18 protein-coding genes are annotated in these 19665 nt (G+C 64.4%); 10 read left to right on the plus strand and 8 right to left on the minus strand.

Annotated elements, in window-relative coordinates:
• The first annotated feature begins 114 nt into the window (after positions 1 to 114).
• Both GA566_RS17225 and GA566_RS17230 read left to right on the plus strand, forming a co-directional pair.
• The gene (locus GA566_RS17225) at positions 115 to 1050 is read left to right on the plus strand and encodes a LysR family transcriptional regulator (RefSeq protein WP_160473478.1); all 936 of its coding nucleotides are present in this window, start codon (positions 115 to 117) and stop codon (positions 1048 to 1050) included.
• 252 nt (positions 1051 to 1302) lie between these two features.
• Positions 1303 to 1851 carry a hypothetical protein gene (locus GA566_RS17230; RefSeq protein ID WP_346811205.1) on the plus strand — a complete coding sequence of 183 codons (549 nt, stop codon included), beginning with the start codon at positions 1303 to 1305 and terminating at the stop codon, positions 1849 to 1851.
• Positions 1852 to 1890: 39 nt separating this feature from the next.
• On the opposite strand, the gene GA566_RS17235 is transcribed toward GA566_RS17230, so the two are convergent.
• Together GA566_RS17235 and GA566_RS17240 are read right to left on the minus strand one after the other, a co-directional pair.
• On the minus strand, positions 1891 to 2211 hold the full coding sequence (locus GA566_RS17235; RefSeq protein WP_137924798.1) for an H-NS histone family protein: 321 nt from the start codon (positions 2209 to 2211) through the stop codon (positions 1891 to 1893).
• A gap of 519 nt (positions 2212 to 2730) precedes the next feature.
• A complete protein-coding gene (locus tag GA566_RS17240; RefSeq protein ID WP_160473480.1) occupies positions 2731 to 4122 on the minus strand; it encodes an NCS2 family permease in 1392 nt (463 codons plus the stop codon).
• Positions 4123 to 4603: 481 nt separating this feature from the next.
• Between GA566_RS17240 and GA566_RS17245 the strand changes: the two genes are divergently transcribed.
• Positions 4604 to 5566, plus strand: coding sequence for a chemotaxis protein (locus tag GA566_RS17245; protein WP_137924800.1), 963 nt, complete (start codon positions 4604 to 4606; stop codon positions 5564 to 5566).
• A gap of 293 nt (positions 5567 to 5859) precedes the next feature.
• Here the strand turns inward: GA566_RS17245 and GA566_RS17250 are convergent, their stop codons facing one another.
• The 5 genes from GA566_RS17250 to GA566_RS17270 form a co-directional block, all read right to left on the minus strand.
• Positions 5860 to 6516, minus strand: coding sequence for a peroxiredoxin (locus GA566_RS17250; protein WP_160473481.1), 657 nt, complete (start codon positions 6514 to 6516; stop codon positions 5860 to 5862).
• A gap of 135 nt (positions 6517 to 6651) precedes the next feature.
• On the minus strand, positions 6652 to 7776 hold the full coding sequence (locus GA566_RS17255) for a dihydrolipoamide acetyltransferase family protein (protein WP_160473482.1): 1125 nt from the start codon (positions 7774 to 7776) through the stop codon (positions 6652 to 6654).
• A 26-nt stretch (positions 7777 to 7802) separates the two neighbouring features.
• Positions 7803 to 8783, minus strand: coding sequence for an alpha-ketoacid dehydrogenase subunit beta (locus GA566_RS17260; protein WP_160473483.1), 981 nt, complete (start codon positions 8781 to 8783; stop codon positions 7803 to 7805).
• Positions 8776 to 9873 (minus strand): pyruvate dehydrogenase (acetyl-transferring) E1 component subunit alpha, encoded by a 1098-nt coding sequence (gene pdhA / locus GA566_RS17265; RefSeq protein ID WP_160473484.1) that lies wholly within the window; start codon positions 9871 to 9873, stop codon positions 8776 to 8778. The genes GA566_RS17260 and pdhA overlap by 8 nt, the downstream gene beginning before the upstream one ends.
• A 274-nt stretch (positions 9874 to 10147) precedes the next feature.
• A complete protein-coding gene (locus GA566_RS17270) occupies positions 10148 to 11125 on the minus strand; it encodes an aliphatic sulfonate ABC transporter substrate-binding protein (protein WP_160473485.1) in 978 nt (325 codons plus the stop codon).
• Positions 11126 to 11326: 201 nt separating this feature from the next.
• Here GA566_RS17270 and GA566_RS17275 point away from each other — a divergent pair, with 201 nt between their 5' ends.
• The 5 genes from GA566_RS17275 (at position 11327) to GA566_RS17295 (ending at position 15843) form a co-directional block, all read left to right on the plus strand.
• A complete protein-coding gene (locus GA566_RS17275) occupies positions 11327 to 12202 on the plus strand; it encodes a TauD/TfdA family dioxygenase (protein ID WP_160473486.1) in 876 nt (291 codons plus the stop codon).
• Between the two features lie 73 nt (positions 12203 to 12275).
• Positions 12276 to 13301, plus strand: coding sequence for an ABC transporter substrate-binding protein (locus GA566_RS17280; RefSeq protein ID WP_160473487.1), 1026 nt, complete (start codon positions 12276 to 12278; stop codon positions 13299 to 13301).
• A 1-nt stretch (position 13302) separates the two neighbouring features.
• Positions 13303 to 14154 carry an ABC transporter ATP-binding protein gene (locus tag GA566_RS17285; RefSeq protein ID WP_160473488.1) on the plus strand — a complete coding sequence of 284 codons (852 nt, stop codon included), beginning with the start codon at positions 13303 to 13305 and terminating at the stop codon, positions 14152 to 14154.
• Between the two features lie 2 nt (positions 14155 to 14156).
• Positions 14157 to 15026, plus strand: a complete 870-nt coding sequence (locus tag GA566_RS17290) for an ABC transporter permease (protein ID WP_160473489.1) — start codon at positions 14157 to 14159, stop codon at positions 15024 to 15026.
• A gap of 49 nt (positions 15027 to 15075) precedes the next feature.
• Positions 15076 to 15843 carry a class I SAM-dependent methyltransferase gene (locus tag GA566_RS17295; protein ID WP_160473490.1) on the plus strand — a complete coding sequence of 256 codons (768 nt, stop codon included), beginning with the start codon at positions 15076 to 15078 and terminating at the stop codon, positions 15841 to 15843.
• A 9-nt stretch (positions 15844 to 15852) separates the two neighbouring features.
• Here the strand turns inward: GA566_RS17295 and GA566_RS17300 are convergent, their stop codons facing one another.
• Entirely contained in the window at positions 15853 to 17079 is a 1227-nt protein-coding gene (locus GA566_RS17300; RefSeq protein ID WP_160473491.1) for an MFS transporter, read from the minus strand.
• Positions 17080 to 17295: 216 nt separating this feature from the next.
• Between GA566_RS17300 and GA566_RS17305 the strand changes: the two genes are divergently transcribed.
• Both GA566_RS17305 and GA566_RS17310 read left to right on the plus strand, forming a co-directional pair.
• Positions 17296 to 18060, plus strand: a complete 765-nt coding sequence (locus GA566_RS17305) for an IclR family transcriptional regulator (RefSeq protein ID WP_137924810.1) — start codon at positions 17296 to 17298, stop codon at positions 18058 to 18060.
• Between the two features lie 253 nt (positions 18061 to 18313).
• Complete coding sequence (locus GA566_RS17310) at positions 18314 to 19618, plus strand: diguanylate cyclase (RefSeq protein ID WP_137924811.1); 1305 nt, start codon at positions 18314 to 18316, stop codon at positions 19616 to 19618.
• The last annotated feature ends 47 nt before the right edge of the window (positions 19619 to 19665 follow it).

The raw sequence follows: 19665 nt of genomic DNA on the forward strand, positions 1-19665 counted from the left end.
GAAGTCCTGCAGAGGCCCGCAGAGAGAGAGTGGTCAGGGGCGAAGTGTGGGGCTTCTCGATCTTATGAAAAACGGGCAATATCCATAATCAGTTTCAAGAATCAATTGAGAATAATGGATCGCATCGGTGACATTTCGTTGTTCCTGCGCGTGCTCGACCTGGGTTCGATCAGCGCTGGCGCCCGCAGCCTGGACCTCTCCGTCGCAGTGGCCAGCCAGCGGCTGCAACGGCTGGAGCGGGAACTGGGCGTCAGGCTGCTGCATCGCACCACGCGGCGCCTGCATGCCACCCCCGAGGGGGCGGTCCTGGCCGAACAGGGCCGCGCGCTGGTGGAAGACCTCGAAGCGTTATCCGGATCGCTGCGGCAGGCGGGCAGTGGCATCACGGGCACCTTGCGGGTAACCACGTCGGCGTCTTTCGGCCGGCAGTACATCTCCCCGCTATTGCCGGAATTCCTGCGCGCGCATCCGGGCGTCAACCTCAGCATCAACCTGAGCGACCACGTGCTCGATCTGGTCAGCAGCGGCTTCGACCTTGCCATCCGCATCGGCGCGCTGGAGGATTCGACGCTGGTGGCACGCAAGCTGGCGGACAACCGCCGGCTGCTTTGTGCAAGTCCGCAATACCTTGAGGAACATGGCATGCCGCAAACGCCGGAAGACCTGGCGCGGCATCAGTGCCTGGTGCTGGTGGGTGCGCAGGGGCGGGCCGATGTCTGGCGTTTCGAAGACGGCAAGGGGGGAGAGATTGCCGTGCGCGTGAGGGGAAGGGTGGAGGCGAACACTGGCGAACTGTTGTCCGATGCCGCGCTGGCCGGCTTCGGCATCGCGCTGCATTCCACCTGGCATGTCTGCGACGACCTGCGCACGGGCCGGCTGGTGCAGGTGTTGCAGGACTACCCGCTGGCTGTCACCGGCATTTACGCGTTGATGCCGGAGCGCCGACTGGTACCGCCGCGTGTGCGGGCCTTCGTCGATTTTCTTGCCGAGCGCTGGCAGACATCGCCGCCGGGCAGTTCGAGCCCGGCCTTGGGTTTGCCGGAATCCTGACCTACATTCATCTGTTTGGCAACCACCCGCCGGCAACCATGCAACGGATTGCCTAATTCTTGAGCAGTCCGGTGCGAACCCGCGAAAACTGGGCTGCAGCGCGCCAAAGGCACAGATTATCCACAGAAACTGTGGATATCCTCAACGTGGGGCATCCCACCTTGGCGCAGTCGGGTTTTGGCTATGCTGTGGCACCAATGTCGCTCAACCGTCCGCTTCATGCTCGCTATGCGCAGGATCAGGATTGTCGTCGTGCCGATTGCCGCCGTGCTGGCTGTCTCGCTGGCCGGCTGCGTGTCCTATTACCGCGTGCCATCGGACGCCCCTTTCGCCAGTGTGCGGGTGGTGAGCAATACCGACGACCGGACTACCTTCAACGTGCTGGACCCGGCCGGGTGCCCCAAGCCGTATCCGCGCGTGCTGGCCGGTACGGGCAAGCAACTCGCGGCAATGGGGCGCGATTCCACGCTCGACATGGCAGGTAGTTCGCCCGAGCCGGCATCGCGCACGCGTGAGCGCAAGGTGGTGCCGGGCAAGCGTATCTATATTGCCGTGCTGTCCTATGCCGCGCCGCCGGCAGAGGAAATGCGCTGTGCGGCGGGGGTATCGTTCGTCCCGCAGACGGGCGGTCAGTATGAAATCCGGTTCCAGCGCGACGAGGCTGCGACGCATTGCGGTGCGCAGGTGCTGCGGTTGCAGCCAAGGGCGGATGGTAGTGCCGCGTTGGCGCAGGAACCCTCGCAACAGGGGTTCCGGGCATTGCGTGCGGAATATCTTTGCGAGGCGCGCCCGGCGCAATGACGGGCCGCGCCTCTGTCTTGCAGAAGAGCGCGAAGCGGATCAGCCTGCCTGTTCGATCAGGAAACGCTCCGGACGCTTGCCCAGCCAGGCCGGTGCGCGGCCACGGCCCGACCAGGTCTTGCCGGACTTCGGATCACGATATTTCGGGGGCAGTGCGGACGCTGCCTTGGGCGCAGCGGCATGGGAGCCGGCCGGGCGGCCACGACGGCGCTTCGGCGCAATATCGTCGGCGGTCAGATCGTAGTCCGACATCAATTGCCGAATCTGCTCGATCACGTTAGCCACTTCATTGGCGCGCACTTCGCTGAGCTTGGCTTCGAGCGCTTCTTTTTCAGCCAGCAGTTGCTTGTAAGTCGGCATTTTATAGATCCCCGTTACAGTTGGCGGTAGTTTACCGTGGTCGCAATCTGGTCCGCATACCAAAAATATTACAAAGTAATTCCGAAAAAGCACGATTCAAACGTCGAATTGTGTAAAAAAAACTTCTCCGGAAGGGTGCAGGGCTGTAGCCAACTCCGATTTATCGGACTTTGCAGGACCACGTCACTGCAAAAATATCGCCGCAGGCCAACGCACCGGACAAGATCCTATCAGACCTGTAAATCACGGCAAACTATTCGGCCCCGATTTTCCTTTGCGCAATACCAGCAATTCCGCGAAAAAACCGCGTGACACTGGCTTCCGGACGGGGCCCCGAGATGCCAGATTGGCTGTCAGCATTGATATTTTTGTCATGTTGCCGTGTGGGCGAAGGCGCTACGGGCTAAATGAACAAGCCGGATTCACAATAAAAAACCCCCGGGCGGAAAGGTCCCAGGGGCTGAAATTCCACCGGTCATCCCAGGTGGAGGAGACATCGTTGTCGGTATCGGATTTTGCTTAGATTGCCCATCCGCCCGCATAAAACGCGGCGAGCGCCACGGCAATAGCCACCGTACCGATATTGAGCTTGCGCCATTCACCCGCCACCAGCCGGCCGATCACCAGCGTGCAGAAGCCGAGCATGATGCCAGTGACGATATTGCAGGTCAGCACGATGAATACCGCGCAGACCAGACCGGCCAGGGAATCGACCAGATCGTCCATATGCAGGCGCGACACGCTCGACAGCATCAGCAGGCCCACGTACATCAACGCGGGCGCCGTGGCATACGATGGCACCAGCGCCGCCAGCGGCGAGAAGAACATGACGGCCAGGAACAGGGCGCCCACGGTCACGGCTGCCAGACCGGTGCGCGCGCCAGCGGCCACGCCCACGGTCGATTCGATATAGGCCGCTGCGGGTGCGCCGCCGAAGAAGGCCGAGAAGATCGAGCTGACCGAATCCGCCGTCAGCGCACGGCCGCCGTTATGGATGCGGCCCGTGGCGTCGAGCTGGTTGGCCTGGCCGGCCACTGCGCGGATCGTACCGGTGGCATCGAACACGGCGGTCATCACCAGTGCCAGCACGCTGGGCAGCACGGCTGCAGACAGCGCGCCGCGAATGTCCATCGCGCCGATCAGCGAGGCCTGGCCCGGTGCGGACAACGTGGGCAGTGCAAAGATGCCAGTGAACTTCACGGCCGGATCGAAGGCGAGGCCCAGTGCCGAGATACCGACGATCACCAGCAGGATGCCGCCGGGCACGCGGCGACGTTCCAGGCCGAAGATCGCCGCCAGGCCCAGCACCGACATCATCACGGGGAAGGCGGTGATGTGGCCCAGTGCCACAGGCAGGCCGGGGCCTGGATTCTTCACCACGAGACCCACTTCGTTCGAAGCGATCAGCAGCAGGAAGAGGCCGATGCCGATGCCCGCACCGTGCGCTACGCCGGCAGGCAGGTTGCGCAGGATCCAGGAGCGTACGCCGGTCACAGAGATGGCCGTGAAGACCACGCCCATCAGGAACACGGCGCCGAGCGCCACGGCGGGGGTCAGCTTCTGTCCGAGCACGAGACCGAACGCCATGAAGGCGGTCAGCGAGATGGCACAGCCGATGGCGATGGGGAGTTTGGCCCACAGGCCCATCAGCAGCGATCCGAAGGCCGTGGTCAGGCAGACGGCCACGAACACGGCGCTGGTGTCGAACCCAGCCTTGCCGAGCATGCCCGGCACCACGAACACGGCATAGACCATCGCCATGAAGGTGGTGATGCCTGCCACCACTTCGCGGCGCTGCGTGCTGCCGCGCGCGCTGATCTGGAAATACTGGTCGATCTTGCTGCCGGGCTGCGGCGGCGCACTGGCCACGTCCTGCACGTCCGTCACCGACGGATAGGGCTGTTCGATCATGGTTGTGTCTCCTTGCTGGGGCGCTGCGCACGTCCGCGTACGGATCGGGCGTCAGCCTCGTCTCACGTGGTTCCGGGTGCGAGGTCGGAGTCCCGGCGGCATCGGCAAGGGTGCGGGCGTCTCGTTCCTCGGTGTCCGGCCTCTGGTGAATCGTGATGAGCGACCAGGGGCCGGGTGCCGTTCGACGCCTCTGACGGGCGGGATCCGGCGAGGCTCAAAGGTAGGCGAGGCATTGCGGCGGTTCATCACCGGGGGCGGATGCGGAACATGCCGCGCGCCGAATAACCACGGGCTGGCGGTGCTTTCGACGGCTCAGGGATTTCCCTCGGTGGGTCCTGCGGTGCGTGTCATGCGTCACAACGCATGCGATTCCATGGAAATCCCGCACCGATGGCGACAGTTTCACTAAAGCTGGCCGCAAGTGTGGCCGATAGCCCTTTGGCAACACCCATATTCATAGACCGAGCCAGCGGAGCACAGCATGACCAGCGCGATGAGAGACATCGACGAGCGCACCAACCTGACCAACAACAACCAGTTCGAGTTGCTGTTGTTCCGACTGGGCGATGCAACCCACAGCGGACAGTCCGAACTGTTCGGCATCAACGTTTTCAAGGTCAGGGAAATCCTGGTCATGCCATCGGTGACCACGGTGGTGGGCGCCGGCCCGTCGATCCTGGGCATGGCCGATATCCGCGGCCAGGTCATTCCGGTGATCGACCTGCCGCGCCTGCTGGAATGTTCGCCGAAGTCGGGCCTCAACATCATGCTGGTGACCGAGTACGCGCGTTCGACGCAAGGCTTTGCCGTCGAAGCCGTCGAGGAAATCGTACGGCTCGACTGGAACCAGGTGATCTCCGCGGAGACCAGCGTCAAGGGCGGCCTGGTAACCAGCATCGCCAAGCTCGATGTGGGTGGCGACAACCCGCGCCTGGTGCAGGTGCTAGACGTGGAGCAGATCCTGCGCGACGTGCTGCCCACGCGCCAGCCCGATGTGGACCCCGCCACGGTGGGGCCGCAACTGACCATTCGCCCCGGCACCAAGATCCTGTGCGCTGACGATTCTGCACTGGCGCGTGGCCTGATCGAGAACGGCCTCAAGGCCATGGGCGTGCCCGTGGTGATGACCAAGACGGGCCAGGAAGCGTGGGAAATGCTCGGCCAGATCGCCGACCTGACCGCCAGCCAGGGCAAGACCATCCGCGATGAAGTGGCACTGGTGCTGACCGATCTGGAAATGCCCGAGATGGACGGCTTCACGCTGACGCGCAAGATCAAGGCCGATGCACGCCTGAAATCGCTGCCCGTGGTCATCCACTCGTCGCTGTCCGGCGAGGCCAGCGAGGAACACGTGCGCAAGGTTGGCGCCGATGCGTATGTGTCGAAGTTCCTGGCGAAGGATCTGGCGGATACGATTCGCGGCGTGCTGGCGCGGCATCCGTAAGGGACGTATTTTCCCTGTCGGTTTACTCCCCTCTCCCGCTCGCGGGAGAGGGGCGGGGGAGAGGGCCAGCAGTTCCACTTGCGACACGTCGTCAAGCAGAACCTCCAGCCCTCTCCCCCAACCCCTCTCCCGTTTCACGGGAGAGGGGAGTAACATCATCGGTTGCCCCTTCACCCTGTTTTGCCCAAAAAAAAGGCACGCCAGCTCCTTCGAGCGCTGGCGCGGGTTGGCGGGCTGTCAAGAGGGCAATTATCCACGCAAGCTGTGGATAGTTCTGCCTCTCGGAAAGAATGCTACTTCGGCTGCGCCACGGTGCGCAGATACGGCTTCAGCGTCTTGAATCCCTCCGGATACTTCTTCTTTGCATCCTCGTCGGAGACCGACGTCGGGATGATCACGTCGTCGCCCGGCTTCCAGTTCACGGGCGTGGCCACGGTGTGTTTCGCATTGAGTTGCAGCGAGTCCAGCAGGCGCAGCACTTCGTCGAAATTGCGTCCCGCGCTCATCGGATAGACCAGCATCGCCTTGACCTTCTTGTCCGGTCCAATCCAGAACACCGAGCGGATGGTGGCGTTGTCCACGGCGGTGCGCGGACCGCTGCCGCTGGCCTCGGGGTGAATCATGTCGTAGAGCTTGGATACGCTGAGATCGGCATCCCCGATCATCGGGTAGTTCACGGCCGTGCCCTGCGTTTCCTCGATGTCCTTGGCCCAGCGCGAGTGATCGGTCACGGGATCGATCGACAGGCCGATGACCTTGGTGTTGCGCTTCTCGAACTCGGGTTTCAGCTTGGCCATGTAGCCGAGTTCGGTGGTGCAGACCGGCGTGAAATCCTTGGGGTGCGAGAACAGGATGGCCCAGCTGTCGCCGATCCACTCATGGAAGTTGATCTTGCCCTCGGTGGTTTCTGCAGTGAAGTCGGGCGCGGTCTCGCCAATACGGATAGCCATGATGAAAGTTCCTTCGATGAGATGGGCAGGGGGATGGGACCACGGAAATGCGCAATCCAGTATAGGAACTGGCGCGGCAAATGGGGAGTGTAGCGGTATCGTGGGCGTCACACGCGGCGGTGTGTGGTGAATCGCTCAGTCCGCACGCTCCAGGTCCGCGATCACGGCACGCAGGAACCGCGCGGCCTCGCCGCCCGTGACCACGCGGTGATCGAATGTCAGCGACAGCGGCATCACCCGGTGTACTGCCGGCACGCCATTGGCGGCCACCACCTCGGCGCGTATACGGCCCGCGCCGAGAATGGCGACGGTGGGCGGCACCACGATGGGCGCCGCGTATCGTCCCGCGATCATGCCGAAGTTCGACAGCGTGATGGTGTTGCCGCGCATCTCCTCTGGCGCGATGGTACGTGCCAGTACATCGGCGCGCATGCGGTCCAACCCGGCGCGCAGGTCGGCGGCGTCGCGCTGGCCCACGTTGCGCAGCACGGGCACGAACAATCCTTCCGGCAGATCCGCGGCGATACCCACATCGATCCGTTCGAGCAGATGCCGGCGTCCGGTCTTGCCTTCGTACCACGCATTGAGTGCGGGTTCCGCACGCACGCCTGCCACGAGTGCGCGCACGAGCCGGATGGTGACGTCGCGCCCTGCGGCGGTGACTTGCCACGCGTGAAGGTCGGCATCGTCCATCACGGTGGCAGCGGCCACTTCGCTCTGCGCGCGGGCCATGTTCTGCGCCATGGCACGGCGTACGCCACGCACGATATCGGCGGGACCGTTCTCGGCCAGCGTGGTGGCTACGCGTTGCACATCGGTGGCGGTGATCACGCCATCGCGGCCGGAGGGGGTGACCATCGCCAGATCGACTGACAGTTTGCGCGCCAGTGCACGCACCGCTGGCGTGGCGCGCAGGCCGTGGCTGCCTTGCAGACCTGCCGCGCCGACGCGCGTTTCGCCTTCGCGCACGACATGTGTACCGACCTTGACCGCACCCACTACCGTGCCCGCATCATCGGAAGCGCCCGCGCCCTCGAAGCCCACGAGCGGTGCACCCAGGTGCACGATGTCGCCCGGTTGCGCGAAGAGTCGCGCGACCTTTCCGCTGAACGGCGAAGGAATCTCGACGATGGCTTTCGCGGTTTCCACCGAAAGCAGGGGCTGGTCTGCGGCAATGCTGTCACCGGGCTTGACGTGCCACGTCACGATCTCGGCTTCCTGCAGGCCCTCTCCAAGGTCGGGCAGCTTGAAGGTCCGCATCGTTGTCTCCCTCTGGTTTCTGAACGCTAGGCGGCGTCGAGCGCGCGGCGCGCGGCATCGACGATCTGTGCCACGGACGGCAGGTAGCTGTGTTCCAGCCGCGCCAGCGGCACCACGGTGTCGTAGCCGGTCACGCGCTGCACCGGTGCGCTCAGCGAATACAGTCCCGCATCGGCCAGGTTCGCGGCAATCTCGGCGCCTACGCCCGCAGTGCGCGGTGCTTCGTGAACGATCACGCAGCGACCACTCTGCGCCACCGATTCGAGGATCGTTTCCATATCGAGCGGCTTGAGCGTGGCCACATCGATGACCGCTGCGGAAATGCCTTCGTCGGCCAGTTGCTCCGCAGCGGCGAGCGTCTCCTGCACCATCGCGCCCCAGCTCACGAGCGTGATGTCGGTGCCTTCGCGCAGCGTGAAGCAGGCGTCGAGCGGCAGGGCCTGACCATCGTCGAGCACTTCTTGCCGGAACAGGCGATACAGCCGCGTTGGCTCGAAGAAGATCACGGGATCCGGATCGCGTATGGCCGCGAGCAACAGGCCATAGGCACGCGCGGGCGAGGACGGCATCACCACGCGTAGCCCCGGGATATGGGCGAACAATGCTTCGGGGCTTTCGGAATGATGCTCGGGCGCATGGATGCCCGCACCGCTGGGCGCGCGCACGACCATCGGACAACCGAGCCGACCGCGTGTGCGATGCCGCATGTGGCCGGCGTGATTCAGGATGTTGTCGATGGCCGGATAGATGAAGCCGGCAAACTGGATTTCGGGCACGGGCTTGAGACCCATCGCCGCCATGCCGATGGCTGCGCCGACAATGCCGCCTTCGGCCAGCGGGGTATCGATGACGCGTGTCTCGCCAAAGCGCGCCTGCAGGCCAACCGTTGCACGGAAGACGCCGCCGTTGACGCCGATGTCTTCGCCAAGCAATACCACGTCAGCGTCGTGCGCGAGTTCATAGGCGAGGGCCAGGTTCACGGCTTCCACGAGATGCAGTTCAGCCATGATCGGTCTCCGTGCTGGCGTTCGTCTGGGCGTAGCGTTGCGCGGTGTCGAGCTGCGCGGCCATGGCATCGGGCAACGTTTCGTAGAGGCAGTCGAACATGGCCGAGACATCGGGATGCGGCAGCGCCAGATAGGCTTGCACCGCATCGGCCACGGCCTGCTGGCATTCGCCGATCAGCGCTTCCTCACGCGTGGCATCCCATGCACCGAGGCTCGCCAGATAGGTGCGCAGGCGCGAGATGGGTTCGTGGCGCCAGGCTTCCTTGACCGTGGCATCGTCACGGTAGCGCGACGCATCGTCAGCAGTGGTGTGGTCGCCCAGCCGATAGGTTACGGCTTCGATCAGCGCCGGCCCGCGGCCCTCGCGCGCACGTTGGATCGCGTCGTCAACACGCTGCCGCACGGCGATGATGTCGTTGCCATCGACCTGTTCGCCGGGAATGCCTGCCGCAATGGCCTTCTGCGCCAGCGTGGCCGCCGCCGTCTGCCTGGCACGCGGCATCGAGATGGCCCACTGGTTGTTGTTGATGACGATGACTAGTGGCACCTGCCAGGCACCAGCCATGTTCATCCCTTCGTAGAAAGCCCCGTTCGACGTGCCGCCGTCGCCGATGATGCAGACGGCCACGGCACCGGGCTTGCGCTGCTTCAGCGCGAAGGCGATGCCCGCCGCATGGCCCACCTGGGTGCCGATGGGCACGCAGTTGCCAAAGTCGTGCGGCACTGCGGCAAAAGCACTGCCGCGTTCGTCGCCCCCCCAATACAGCAGGCTCTCCGTCATCGTGACGCCCCGCACAAATTGCGCAGCGTGATCGCGATAGGACGGCACGAGGACATCGTCGGTTCGCATCGCCGTGGCGACGCCAACGCCCACCGCTTCCTGCCCCAGCGCCGACGCAAACGTACCGATCTGGCCGGTGCGCTGCATCGCAATGGCCTTGAGATCGAACTGCCGGGTCAGCACCATGGCGCGATAGAGCGGCAGCAACGCAGCCGGATCGCGGGCAAAGTCGGGAAGGTCGGGTGCGGGAACACCCTCGGGGGAAAGATAGCGGGTAAAACCAATCTCAAAGCGCGCAACAGTGCCCATGTGGTGGTCCCCTTGTGCGATGCGGCGCAGCATCTCGTGAACGCTGCTGCTTTCGACTATAGGAGACGGAAAGAGGAATGGGCGTGCGGTGGCGCGCGTTTGATTTCGATTGCTGTGGGCGTGGTTTACTCCCCTCTCCCGCTTTGCGGGAGAGGGGCGGGGGAGAGGGCAAGCGGTGCAAATTACGATGTGGTCGGCAAGCAGACCCTCCGGCCCTCTCCCCCAGCCCCTCTCCCATTGCATGGGAGAGGGGAGCAAAAACAGAGCGAGAGATCTACACCGGCTTCCAAACCGGCGATGCCGCCACCGATACCTTCTTCGGCAAAATCGACTGCCCCGTGAACGCATCGGCAATCCGCTGCTGCTCCGCCAGCGCGGGCGCATCCACGGGCTGCACCTGGTAGGTCCGCCGTGCATTGGCCGCTTCCACCGTGGCGGCATCCAGCCCGATCAGCGGGGCGTGCCACGCAGCGGCTTCCGTCGGATTGGCCTTGAGCCATTCGCCCGCGCGCTTCAGTTCGGTGTAGACCGTGGCCAGCACGTCCGGGCGGCGGTTTGCGTAGGGCGTGGCAGCCAGATAGAACCTCCGGTAGCTCGACAGCTTCGAGCCGTCGCGCAAGATCCTCGCATTCGCCTGCCGTTGCACGGCAGCGAGGAACGGGTCCCAGATGACCCAGGCCGCCACGCTGCCGCGCTCGAATGCTGCGCGGGCATCGGCGGGCGTGAGGTAGGCCGGTTCGATATCGCGCATCGACAATCCCGCTTCGTTCAATGCTTCGAGCAGCAGGTAGTGGGCGCCGGCGCCCTTCGAGAACGCCACGCGCTGACCCTTGAGTTGGGCGACCGAGCGGATCGGTGAATCGTGGCGCACCACGATGGCCTGCGCCGTAGGCGAGGGTGCTTCGATCGCGTAGTACGTCAGGTTGGCACCAGCAGCCAGCGCGAACGGCGGCACGGCATCCGCTACATCTGCAGTCAGGTCGAGGTTGCCGACGTTGAGCGATTCCAGCAGCGGCAGGCCGGATGTGAACTCATGCCACTGCACGGTGACCTTGCGCGGCGCGAGCGCCTGCTCCAGCGTCTGGCGAGATTTCAGCCAGATCATCAGCGTGGAGGATTTCTGGTAGCCGATGCGCAGCGTCTCGGGCTTGTCGCCGGTTTGGCCATGGGCGATACCCGTCAGGAGCGAACCGCCGAAGCCAGCCGCACCGGCCAGCAGGATGCGCCGGCGCGCGGGGTTGGACAGTGACATGCGAGTTTCCTTTTGTTTTCTTGACCCAGCGGGGCAGCGTAAGACGCCGCATCGTCACACCGGAACGAAGGAAACCGCGTTTGCTTATGCGTTCCTTCGCATATGCACCCGCCGTATAACGCGGCGCGATTTGATTCGTTGTCTGCGCGATGGCGGTTCCCTACAGTGCAAGGCTTGTGCCCTTCCCCCAGAGAGCCCGTCATGAGTTTTGCAGTCGATACCCTCCAGGATTTCGAGATCCGCCCGTTCGATGCCGCGCTTGGCGCCGAAGTGGTTGGACTCGACCTGAACCAGCCGCTGTCCGACGAGGATTTCCGGCGCGTCCATCGTGCCCATCTCGATCACCACGTGGTGGTGTTTCGAGACCAGCGCATCACGCCCGATCAGCAGATCGCGTTCAGCCGCCGCTTTGGGCCGCTGCAGATCCACGTGCTGAATCAGTTCCAGTTGGCTAACCATCCCGAAATCCTGATCGTCTCCAACGTGCTGAAGGATGGCAAGCCGATCGGTCTCGGCGACGCAGGCCATTTCTGGCATTCGGATCTCTCGTACAAGGAAACGCCGAGCCTGGGCTCGCTGCTGCATGCGATCGAACTGCCAGCGGAAGGCGGAGACACGCTGTTCGCCAACATGCACGCCGCGTGGGATTCGTTGCCTGCCGAGCTGCAACGCAAGGTGGAAGGACTCACAGCCGAACACACCTATCTTGCGCGCTACGCCGAATTGCAGAAGCGCAGTCCGTGGCGTCCAAACCTGACGGCCGAGCAGATCGCGCAGGTCAGGCCGGTGATCCAGCCCGTGGTGCGCACGCATCCGGAGACGGGTCGCAAGGCACTGTTTGTCAGCGAGCATTTCACGACGCGCATCGTCGGCCTGCCCGAGGATGAAAGCCGCGCGCTGCTCGATACCTTGTTCGCGCACAGCGTGAAGCCGGAACACGTCTATCGCCACCTATGGCGCGAGCACGACCTGGTGTTCTGGGACAACCGCTCGTTGCTGCATCTTGCAGCCGGCACGCCTGACCATCTGCGTCGCGTGATGTACCGCACGACGATCGAAGGCGACACACCGTTCTGATCGGTCATTCTGATTGGCCGTCCTGATCCCGCATCGAATCATCACCCTACCGAAAAAGCCCCGGAGTCCCCGCATGTCCCTGTTTTCGTCCGCCACTACCTTGACCCGCCGCGCCACGCTGGCCTTGCTGACCGCCGGCCTCGCCGTGACCGGCACGGCCCATGCGGAAGGCAAGATTCGCATTGCCGAGCAGTTCGGCGTGGTCTATCTGCTGCTGAACGTGGCGCGCGATCAGCAACTGATCGAAAAGCACGGCAAGCAGCAGGGCGTCGATGTGAAGGTGGAATGGACGCAGCTCTCCGGTGGCTCGGCCGTCAATGACGCGCTGTTGTCGGGTGCCATCGATATCGCCGGTGCAGGTGTGGGCCCGCTGCTCACGCTGTGGGACCGCACGCACGGCAAGCAGAACGTGAAGGGCGTGGCGTCGCTAGGCAACTTCCCGTACTACCTTGTTTCGAACAATCCGAAGGTGAAGTCGATTGCCGATTTCACGGAAAAGGATCGCATTGCATTGCCGGCGGTCACGGTGTCCGTGCAGTCGCGTGTGCTGCAACTGGCGGCGGCGAAACAGTGGGGCGACAAGGAATTCAATCGCCTCGACAAGTGGACGGTTGCCGTGCCCCATCCGGACGCCGCTGCGGCAGTGATTTCCGGCGGCACAGAGATCAACAGCCACTTCGGCAATCCGCCGTTCCAGGAGCAGGAACTGGCTGGCAATCCGAACGCGCGCATCGTACTGAATTCGTATGACGTGCTCGGCGGTCCTGCATCGGCGACGGTGCTCTACGCCACCGAGAAATTCCGGAATGAAAACCCGAAGACGTATCGCGCTTTCGTCGATGCACTGGCCGAAGCCGCGCAGTTTGCGACGAAGAATCCGGAGGCCGCCGCCGATCTCTACATCCGCGTGAACAAGGCGAAGATCGATCGCGCGCTGCTGGTCAAGATCCTGAAGAACCCGCAGGTCCAGTTCAAGATCACGCCGGAAAACACGTACGCGCTGGCCGCGTTCATGCATCGCGTGGGCGCCATCAAGAACCAGCCGAAGTCGTGGCAGGACTATTTCTTCCAGGACGCAGCCACGGCCAAGGGGAGCTGATATGGCAGAAGCATTGCATGGCGGCGCGCGCTTGCGCGTGGTGTCGCAGCCGCAGCCGTTGCTGCAGGTTGATCGCGTATCGCTGGAATACCGCACGCCGCAGCGCGTGGTACGTGCCACGCATCAGGTGAGCTTCGACGTGCACGCGGCGGATCGCTTCGTGTTGTTGGGACCATCGGGCTGCGGCAAATCGACATTGCTCAAGGCCGTGGCTGGCTTCGTGCCGCCCGCCGAAGGCGAGATCCGGCTCGAAGGTCAGCACGTGCGCGCGCCGGGACCGGACCGCATCGTCGTGTTCCAGGAGTTCGACCAGTTGCCGCCGTGGAAGACGGTAAAGCAGAACGTGATGTTCCCGCTGCGGCAATCAGGCCGGATGTCGAAGGCGGAAGCTGCCGATACGGCCATGCACTTTCTGGACAAGGTAGGACTGGCCGCGTTTGCCGATGCGTATCCGCACACGCTGTCGGGCGGCATGAAACAGCGCGTGGCCATTGCGCGCGCGCTGGCGATGCGGCCCAAGGTGTTGCTGATGGACGAGCCGTTCGCGGCGCTCGATGCGCTGACGCGACGGCGCATGCAGGAAGAACTGCTCGCGCTGTGGGACGACGCGGCGTTCACGCTGCTGTTCGTCACGCATTCGATCGAAGAAGCACTCGTGGTGGGGAGTCGCATCCTGTTGCTGTCGCCGCATCCGGGCCGGGTGCGAGCGGAGCTGAACAGTCACCAGTTCTCGCTGGCGAGTCAGGGCAGTGCGGAATTCCAGCACGCCGCGCAGCGCATCCACAACATGCTGTTCGAGACGCCTGCCGAGACACACGACGCGCAGGAACGCGTGATCGCAGCAGGGCATTGAACATGACGACGATTCAACCGACCATCCGCCCCGAATACGAGCGCGTACTCGAACCGTTCACCGCCGTGCCGCTGTCGCGCGGACTACCGTGGTATCGGCAACTGTGGCAGCAGGGCTGGCTGCGCAAGGCCGTGATCCTCACCGTGCTGGCCGTGATCTGGGAAATCGCCGCGCGTATCCAGGACAACGACTTGCTGCTGCCAACCTTCCTGGCCACGGCGCGTGCGTTTGGCGATGCAGTGGCCAGCGGCGAGTTGCCGGGCAAGGCTGCCGTGTCGTTGTCGATCCTGCTGCAAGGTTACGCGGCGGGCATCCTGCTGGCGTTCGTGCTGACCACCGCAGCCGTGTCTACGCGTATCGGACGAGACCTGCTGGAGACGCTGACCGCGATGTTCAATCCGCTGCCGGCCATCGCATTGCTACCGCTCGCGCTGCTGTGGTTCGGGCTGGGCAGCAAGAGCCTGATTTTCGTGCTGATTCATTCCGTGCTGTGGCCGTTGGCACTGAATACGTACGCGGGATTTCGCGGTGTGCCCGAGACACTGCGCATGGCCGGGCGCAACTACGGTCTGCGCGGATTGCGCTACGTGGTGCGGATCCTCGTGCCTGCGGCGTTGCCGGCAATCCTGTCGGGCCTCAAGATCGGCTGGGCGTTTGCATGGCGCACGCTGATTGCGGCCGAACTGGTGTTCGGGGCATCGTCGGGCAAGGGCGGGCTGGGCTGGTACATCTTCCAGAACCGCAACGAGCTTTATACCGACCGCGTGTTCGCGGGGTTGGCGACGGTGATCCTGATCGGGCTGGCCGTGGAAGGGCTCGTCTTCACCACGCTCGAACGGCTGACCGTGCGCCGCTGGGGACAGCAGCACTGAACCATTGGATGATTGCCGAAGGCGGGCAGGCGGCGTATCGTGTCGGGTCATGAACGCGATCCATCATGCCGCCGCCCAGGGCTTCTCGACCCAGGCCGATACCTACGCCCGAGGGCGTCCCGACTACCCCGCCGCGCTGGCCGACTGGCTGCGCGACACACTAGGGCTGGCGCCCGGCAAGGTCGTGGTCGACCTCGGTGCCGGCACAGGCAAGTTCACGCGATTGCTGCTGCCTACGGGCGCCAGGGTGATCGCCGTGGAACCCGTGGACGCCATGCGCGCCCAGCTTTCCTCGAAACTTCCCGATGTCCAGGCGCTCGCAGGCAGCGCGGAGTCGATGCCGCTACCCGATGCGAGCGTCGATGCCGTGGTGTGTGCGCAGGCGTTTCACTGGTTCGCAAATGAAGCCGCCATGCGCGAGATCGGCCGCGTGCTGAAACCGGGTGGCCGCCTCGGCCTGATCTGGAATGTGCGCGACGAATCGGTGCCCTGGGTGGCGCAACTCACCACGATCATGACGCCCTACGAGGGCGATGCGCCGCGCTTCTACAAGGGCGACTGGAAGACAGTATTTCCCGCCGAGGGATTCGGGCCGCTGGCGCTGCAGAAACTCCCCTATACGCACGATGGCGATCCGGAACAGGTGATCGTCGACCGCATCATGTCGGTGAGCTTCATCGCATCGTTGCCAGCGACGGAACAGGACGCCGTGCGCGCAAAGTTGCATGCGGTCATCGCCAACGATCCGGCGCTGCAGGGGCACGACACGGTGGCGTTCCCGTACAGCACCGAGGCGTATTGCTGCGAACGCCGGTAAGACGCGGGATCAGGTAGCCGGCGCCATCTGTTCGCGATAGCGTCCGGCCAGCACCTGGCTCAGGATCAGCGCGGCCACGGCACACACCGCCGCAAACAGATAGACCGCCGGGTAGCCACCTTGCTTGGCGATGAGACCGGCGATGGGGCCGGTCAGACCCAGCGCGAAATCGAGAAACAGCGAGTAGGCGCCGAGTGCCGATCCGCGATTGGTCGCCGGCACGCGCTTCACGGCTTCCATGCCGAGCGACGGGAACACCAGCGAGAAACCGAAACCGACCACGGCGGCGCCAACCAGTGCCTGCCACGGTGCGTGCGCCATCCAGATAATGGCCAGGCCGGCTGCTTCCACCGCAAACGACACCAGTGCCACCGGATAGCCGCCGAAGCGTGTGATGCTGTTCGCCATCAGCAGGCGGGCCAGCACGAAGCAGGTGCCGAGCGCTGTCAGTGCCAGCGCTGCGTGATCCCAGCCATGGCCCGCGTAGTAGAGCGTGATGAACGCGGTGATCGCGCCGAATCCCACCGAACCCAGGGCGAGGCACAGGCCGAATGGCGTCATCGCACGGAACACGCGACGGAAGGGCAGGCGCTCGCCCTTGAGGATCGGCACGGGTGCGCGGCGGCGTGCCAGCAGCAACGCGATGCCCGCGATCAACGTGGTCACGATGCCGATGATCGCCAGCCCGCCATGACCGGCCAGTAGCACGCCCATGGGCGCACCCACTGCCAACGCACCGTAGGTGGTGATGCCATTCCACGAAATCACCTTGGCCGTATGACGTGCCCCGGCACTGCCGATGCCCCACGCGATCGTGCCCGTGGTGACAAGACTTTCACCCGCACCCAGCATCAGGCGCGCCGCGAACAGCCACGCCAGCCCGAGCCAGTCGGTGCCGGCGAACAATGCCGCGATCCATGTCAGCAGGCCGCTGCCGGTGACCAGTACGAGTCCGGTCAGTACCGAACGCTTCGGGCCTTGTGTATCGCACAGCGTGCCGGCCCAAGGGCGGCTCAAGAGCGTGGCCAGGTACTGGATGCTGATGGCAAGGCCCGCCAGCACGGCGCTGTAACCCAGGTCGCCGTGGACAAAGCCCGGCACCACGGCAATCGGCAGGCCGACGGCGAGATAGGCAATGAAGTTGAAAAAGACAACCGAAAGAATGCGGCGCGTCACATCGCCGGAAGTGGGTTCGGCATGCGGCGGCGTGACCGGTAAGGGGCTTGAGGCAGACATCGTGATCTTGGGGGCACTGGAGGGAACGGGCATTCTCCATCGCACGTATGACGACCTAGGGAAAACCCGCAAGTCGCCATCATACCGGGATTGCCGTGGGTGCGTGGAAGCGGTTGGTGACGCCAGGTGAGACAAAACCCCGGTTGTTGCTGGATTGACAACAACGGGGCCGTTCTATACGGTGGACGGCCGTTCCGACCGCCAGACCCTTCCTCCATGCCACGCAAAGCCGCCCAGTTATCCGAAGCCGACAAGCACTCCGCCGACGGTGGCGCCATTGCCGTGGACCGTGCGCTGTTCGTGCTGTCGGTGTTTCGCGAGGGTGACGGCGCGCTCGGTCTGGCCGAACTCGCGCAGCGCAGCGGCCTGTACAAGAGCACGTTGCTGCGGTTGCTGGCATCGCTGGAACATGCGCGCATGGTGCAGCGCCATGCGGATGGGCGCTATGGCCTGGGGCCCGAGATCGCGCGGCTCAATGCGGTCTACGCCGCGTCGTTCTCGCTGGAACAAGTGGTGATGCCTGCCTTGCGCGAGCTGGTGCGCGTGACCAATGAATCGGCCGCGTTCCACGTCGAGCAGGGCGAGCATCGGCTGTGCCTGTATCGCGTGGATTCTCCGCAACCGGTGCGCGACCACATCCGCGCTGGCGATCTGTTGCCGCGCAACCGTGGTGCCGGTGGGCGCGTGCTGCGCGCCTTTGCCGGGGCGCGTGGCGAGGTCTATCAGAAGATCCGCGACGAAGGGGTGATCGCACTGATCGGGGATCGCAGCCCCGATATTGCGGGTGTGTCGGCGCCGGTGTTCGGCCCCGATGGCGCACTACGCGGGGCGCTGACGCTGACCTGCCCCACGCCGCGTTTCTCCGACGGCTTTCGCGAGCAGGTACTCGATGCCGCGCGGCAGTTGACCGCCGCGCTGGGCGGTACGTTTCCAGCGGTGAAGCCCGCAACGTCGGGCAAAGCGCCGCCGCTCGACGACTGATCGAAAGACCGGCATTTCGCCGGATTGCCGGGACGTTCCTTCACTCGGTCACGCGCGTGTTCGCGCCGATATTTCATTGCGTTACAACGCCGTGGTACCCGGCTTGTCGGGGGTGCCGCCGCGCCTTGCGTGCGGGCTATGATGCGTGTTTTCGCGCCGCACCTATCCTCCGTTATCCGCGTCGGGGACCCGTTTCAGGGTTAACGCGAATAACGGCAGTCGCCCCCGGTAGCGTCAGAGGACACCGATTCCCTTGCACCTGGCTCAGCAGACCATTCTGGTCGTCATGATGGTGGTTTTTTCCAGCACGCTTGTCATGGGCGCGGGGCTGGTGCTTGCGCTGCGCGCGAGCGAGGCCGGCCGCCTGTGGGCCACCGGACATGTGCTGGCATCGGCGGCGGGTCTTGCCGTGGCGGCCAGCGTCGGCCTGGGCAACGGTTCGCCGCAGGTGGCCGCGCTGGGTGCCGGCGCGTATGTGGTGGGCCGGCTCATCATCTATCGCGGCGTACGTGTCTACTACGGTCTGCCCGATCACCGCCTGTTGCTGCGCGGCGTTGGTGCGGTAACCGTGGTGCTGCTGGCGCTGGCCAGTGGCCTGCCCGACGGTCCGTTGTTCGTGCATGGCATGGCGTACGGCATGCTGGCGATGCTGTCTTTCAGCACCATCATCACGATGCTGCGCAGCCGCCGTGGCCGTACGAGCATCGGTGGGCCACTGGTGCTGGCTTCGCATCTGGTGCTGCTCGGCGCGCAGGTGGCGGCCCTCAGCTATGGTGCCGCGTTCCGGGGCATCGCTGTCACGCCGTTCTTCCTGCAGACCAGTGCGTCCGTCTGGCCGCTGACGCCGCTGATTGCTGTACTGCTGGGCCTGTTCGGCTTCAGCCTGATGGCGATGGAACAGATCATCGCGCGCAATGAGAGCGGCGCGCGGCTCGATGCGCTAACCGGTCTGCTGAACCGCGGGGCGCTGGATGTGACGGCCATGTCGATGGCGGCACGTTGGCAGCGCGAAGGCGAGGCGCTGTCCTGCCTGGTCATCGATGTGGACCATTTCAAGGCCGTGAACGACCGGCACGGCCACCATGCCGGCGACCATGTGCTGCGCGAAATCGCCATCGCACTGGACAACTCGCGCCGCGCTTCGGATATCGCTGGTCGCTATGGCGGCGAGGAATTCTGCATTCTGTGTCCGCATACCGACGAGCACCAGGCCACCGCGTTGGCCAACCGCATCCTGCGCAAGGTGCGGCTGATCGAGCTGCCCGCAGGCGAAGGGGCTGGTTGCGGCCACGCGAGCGTGAGCATCGGCGTGGCCCAGCTTCGCGGCGGTGCAACAGGCCGGGAAGGACTCTGGCGCAGCCTGTTCGCGGAAGCGGATCGCGCGCTGTATCAGGCCAAGCAGCGCGGCCGCAACCAGTTCGTGGTGGGGTCGAGCATGGTGGTGGAGGCCGCTCCCGCCACTTCATCTGCTGAATCTGCAAAGTCTGACACTGCCGTGCCGTCAGGGCTGCCTGTCAGTGCCGACGCGGCGGACACGCCGGCACTGACCACCGCCTGAGGCGGGATGATGCATGTCATTTTCTGATTTCACTTAAGTGTCAAAAT

Source organism: Cupriavidus sp. SW-Y-13 (assembly GCF_009793345.1).
Taxonomy (GTDB): Bacteria; Pseudomonadota; Gammaproteobacteria; order Burkholderiales; family Burkholderiaceae; genus Cupriavidus.

Bases quoted from the DNA above. Each gene is read 5' to 3' on its own strand.
- GA566_RS17245 (WP_137924800.1), top strand. From the start codon at position 4,604: ATGACCAGCGCGATGAGAGACATCGACGAGCGCACCAACCTGACCAAC.
- GA566_RS17280 (WP_160473487.1), top strand. From the start codon at position 12,276: ATGTCCCTGTTTTCGTCCGCCACTACCTTGACCCGCCGCGCCACGCTG.
- GA566_RS17300 (WP_160473491.1), bottom strand. From the start codon at position 17,079: ATGTCTGCCTCAAGCCCCTTACCGGTCACGCCGCCGCATGCCGAACCC.
- GA566_RS17290 (WP_160473489.1), top strand. From the start codon at position 14,157: ATGACGACGATTCAACCGACCATCCGCCCCGAATACGAGCGCGTACTC.
- GA566_RS17250 (WP_160473481.1), bottom strand. From the start codon at position 6,516: ATGGCTATCCGTATTGGCGAGACCGCGCCCGACTTCACTGCAGAAACC.
- GA566_RS17225 (WP_160473478.1), top strand. From the start codon at position 115: ATGGATCGCATCGGTGACATTTCGTTGTTCCTGCGCGTGCTCGACCTG.
- GA566_RS17285 (WP_160473488.1), top strand. From the start codon at position 13,303: ATGGCAGAAGCATTGCATGGCGGCGCGCGCTTGCGCGTGGTGTCGCAG.
- GA566_RS17235 (WP_137924798.1), bottom strand. From the start codon at position 2,211: ATGCCGACTTACAAGCAACTGCTGGCTGAAAAAGAAGCGCTCGAAGCC.
- GA566_RS17260 (WP_160473483.1), bottom strand. From the start codon at position 8,783: ATGGCTGAACTGCATCTCGTGGAAGCCGTGAACCTGGCCCTCGCCTAT.
- pdhA (WP_160473484.1), bottom strand. From the start codon at position 9,873: ATGGGCACTGTTGCGCGCTTTGAGATTGGTTTTACCCGCTATCTTTCC.
- GA566_RS17295 (WP_160473490.1), top strand. From the start codon at position 15,076: ATGAACGCGATCCATCATGCCGCCGCCCAGGGCTTCTCGACCCAGGCC.
- GA566_RS17270 (WP_160473485.1), bottom strand. From the start codon at position 11,125: ATGTCACTGTCCAACCCCGCGCGCCGGCGCATCCTGCTGGCCGGTGCG.
- GA566_RS17305 (WP_137924810.1), top strand. From the start codon at position 17,296: ATGCCACGCAAAGCCGCCCAGTTATCCGAAGCCGACAAGCACTCCGCC.
- GA566_RS17275 (WP_160473486.1), top strand. From the start codon at position 11,327: ATGAGTTTTGCAGTCGATACCCTCCAGGATTTCGAGATCCGCCCGTTC.
- GA566_RS17240 (WP_160473480.1), bottom strand. From the start codon at position 4,122: ATGATCGAACAGCCCTATCCGTCGGTGACGGACGTGCAGGACGTGGCC.
- GA566_RS17255 (WP_160473482.1), bottom strand. From the start codon at position 7,776: ATGCGGACCTTCAAGCTGCCCGACCTTGGAGAGGGCCTGCAGGAAGCC.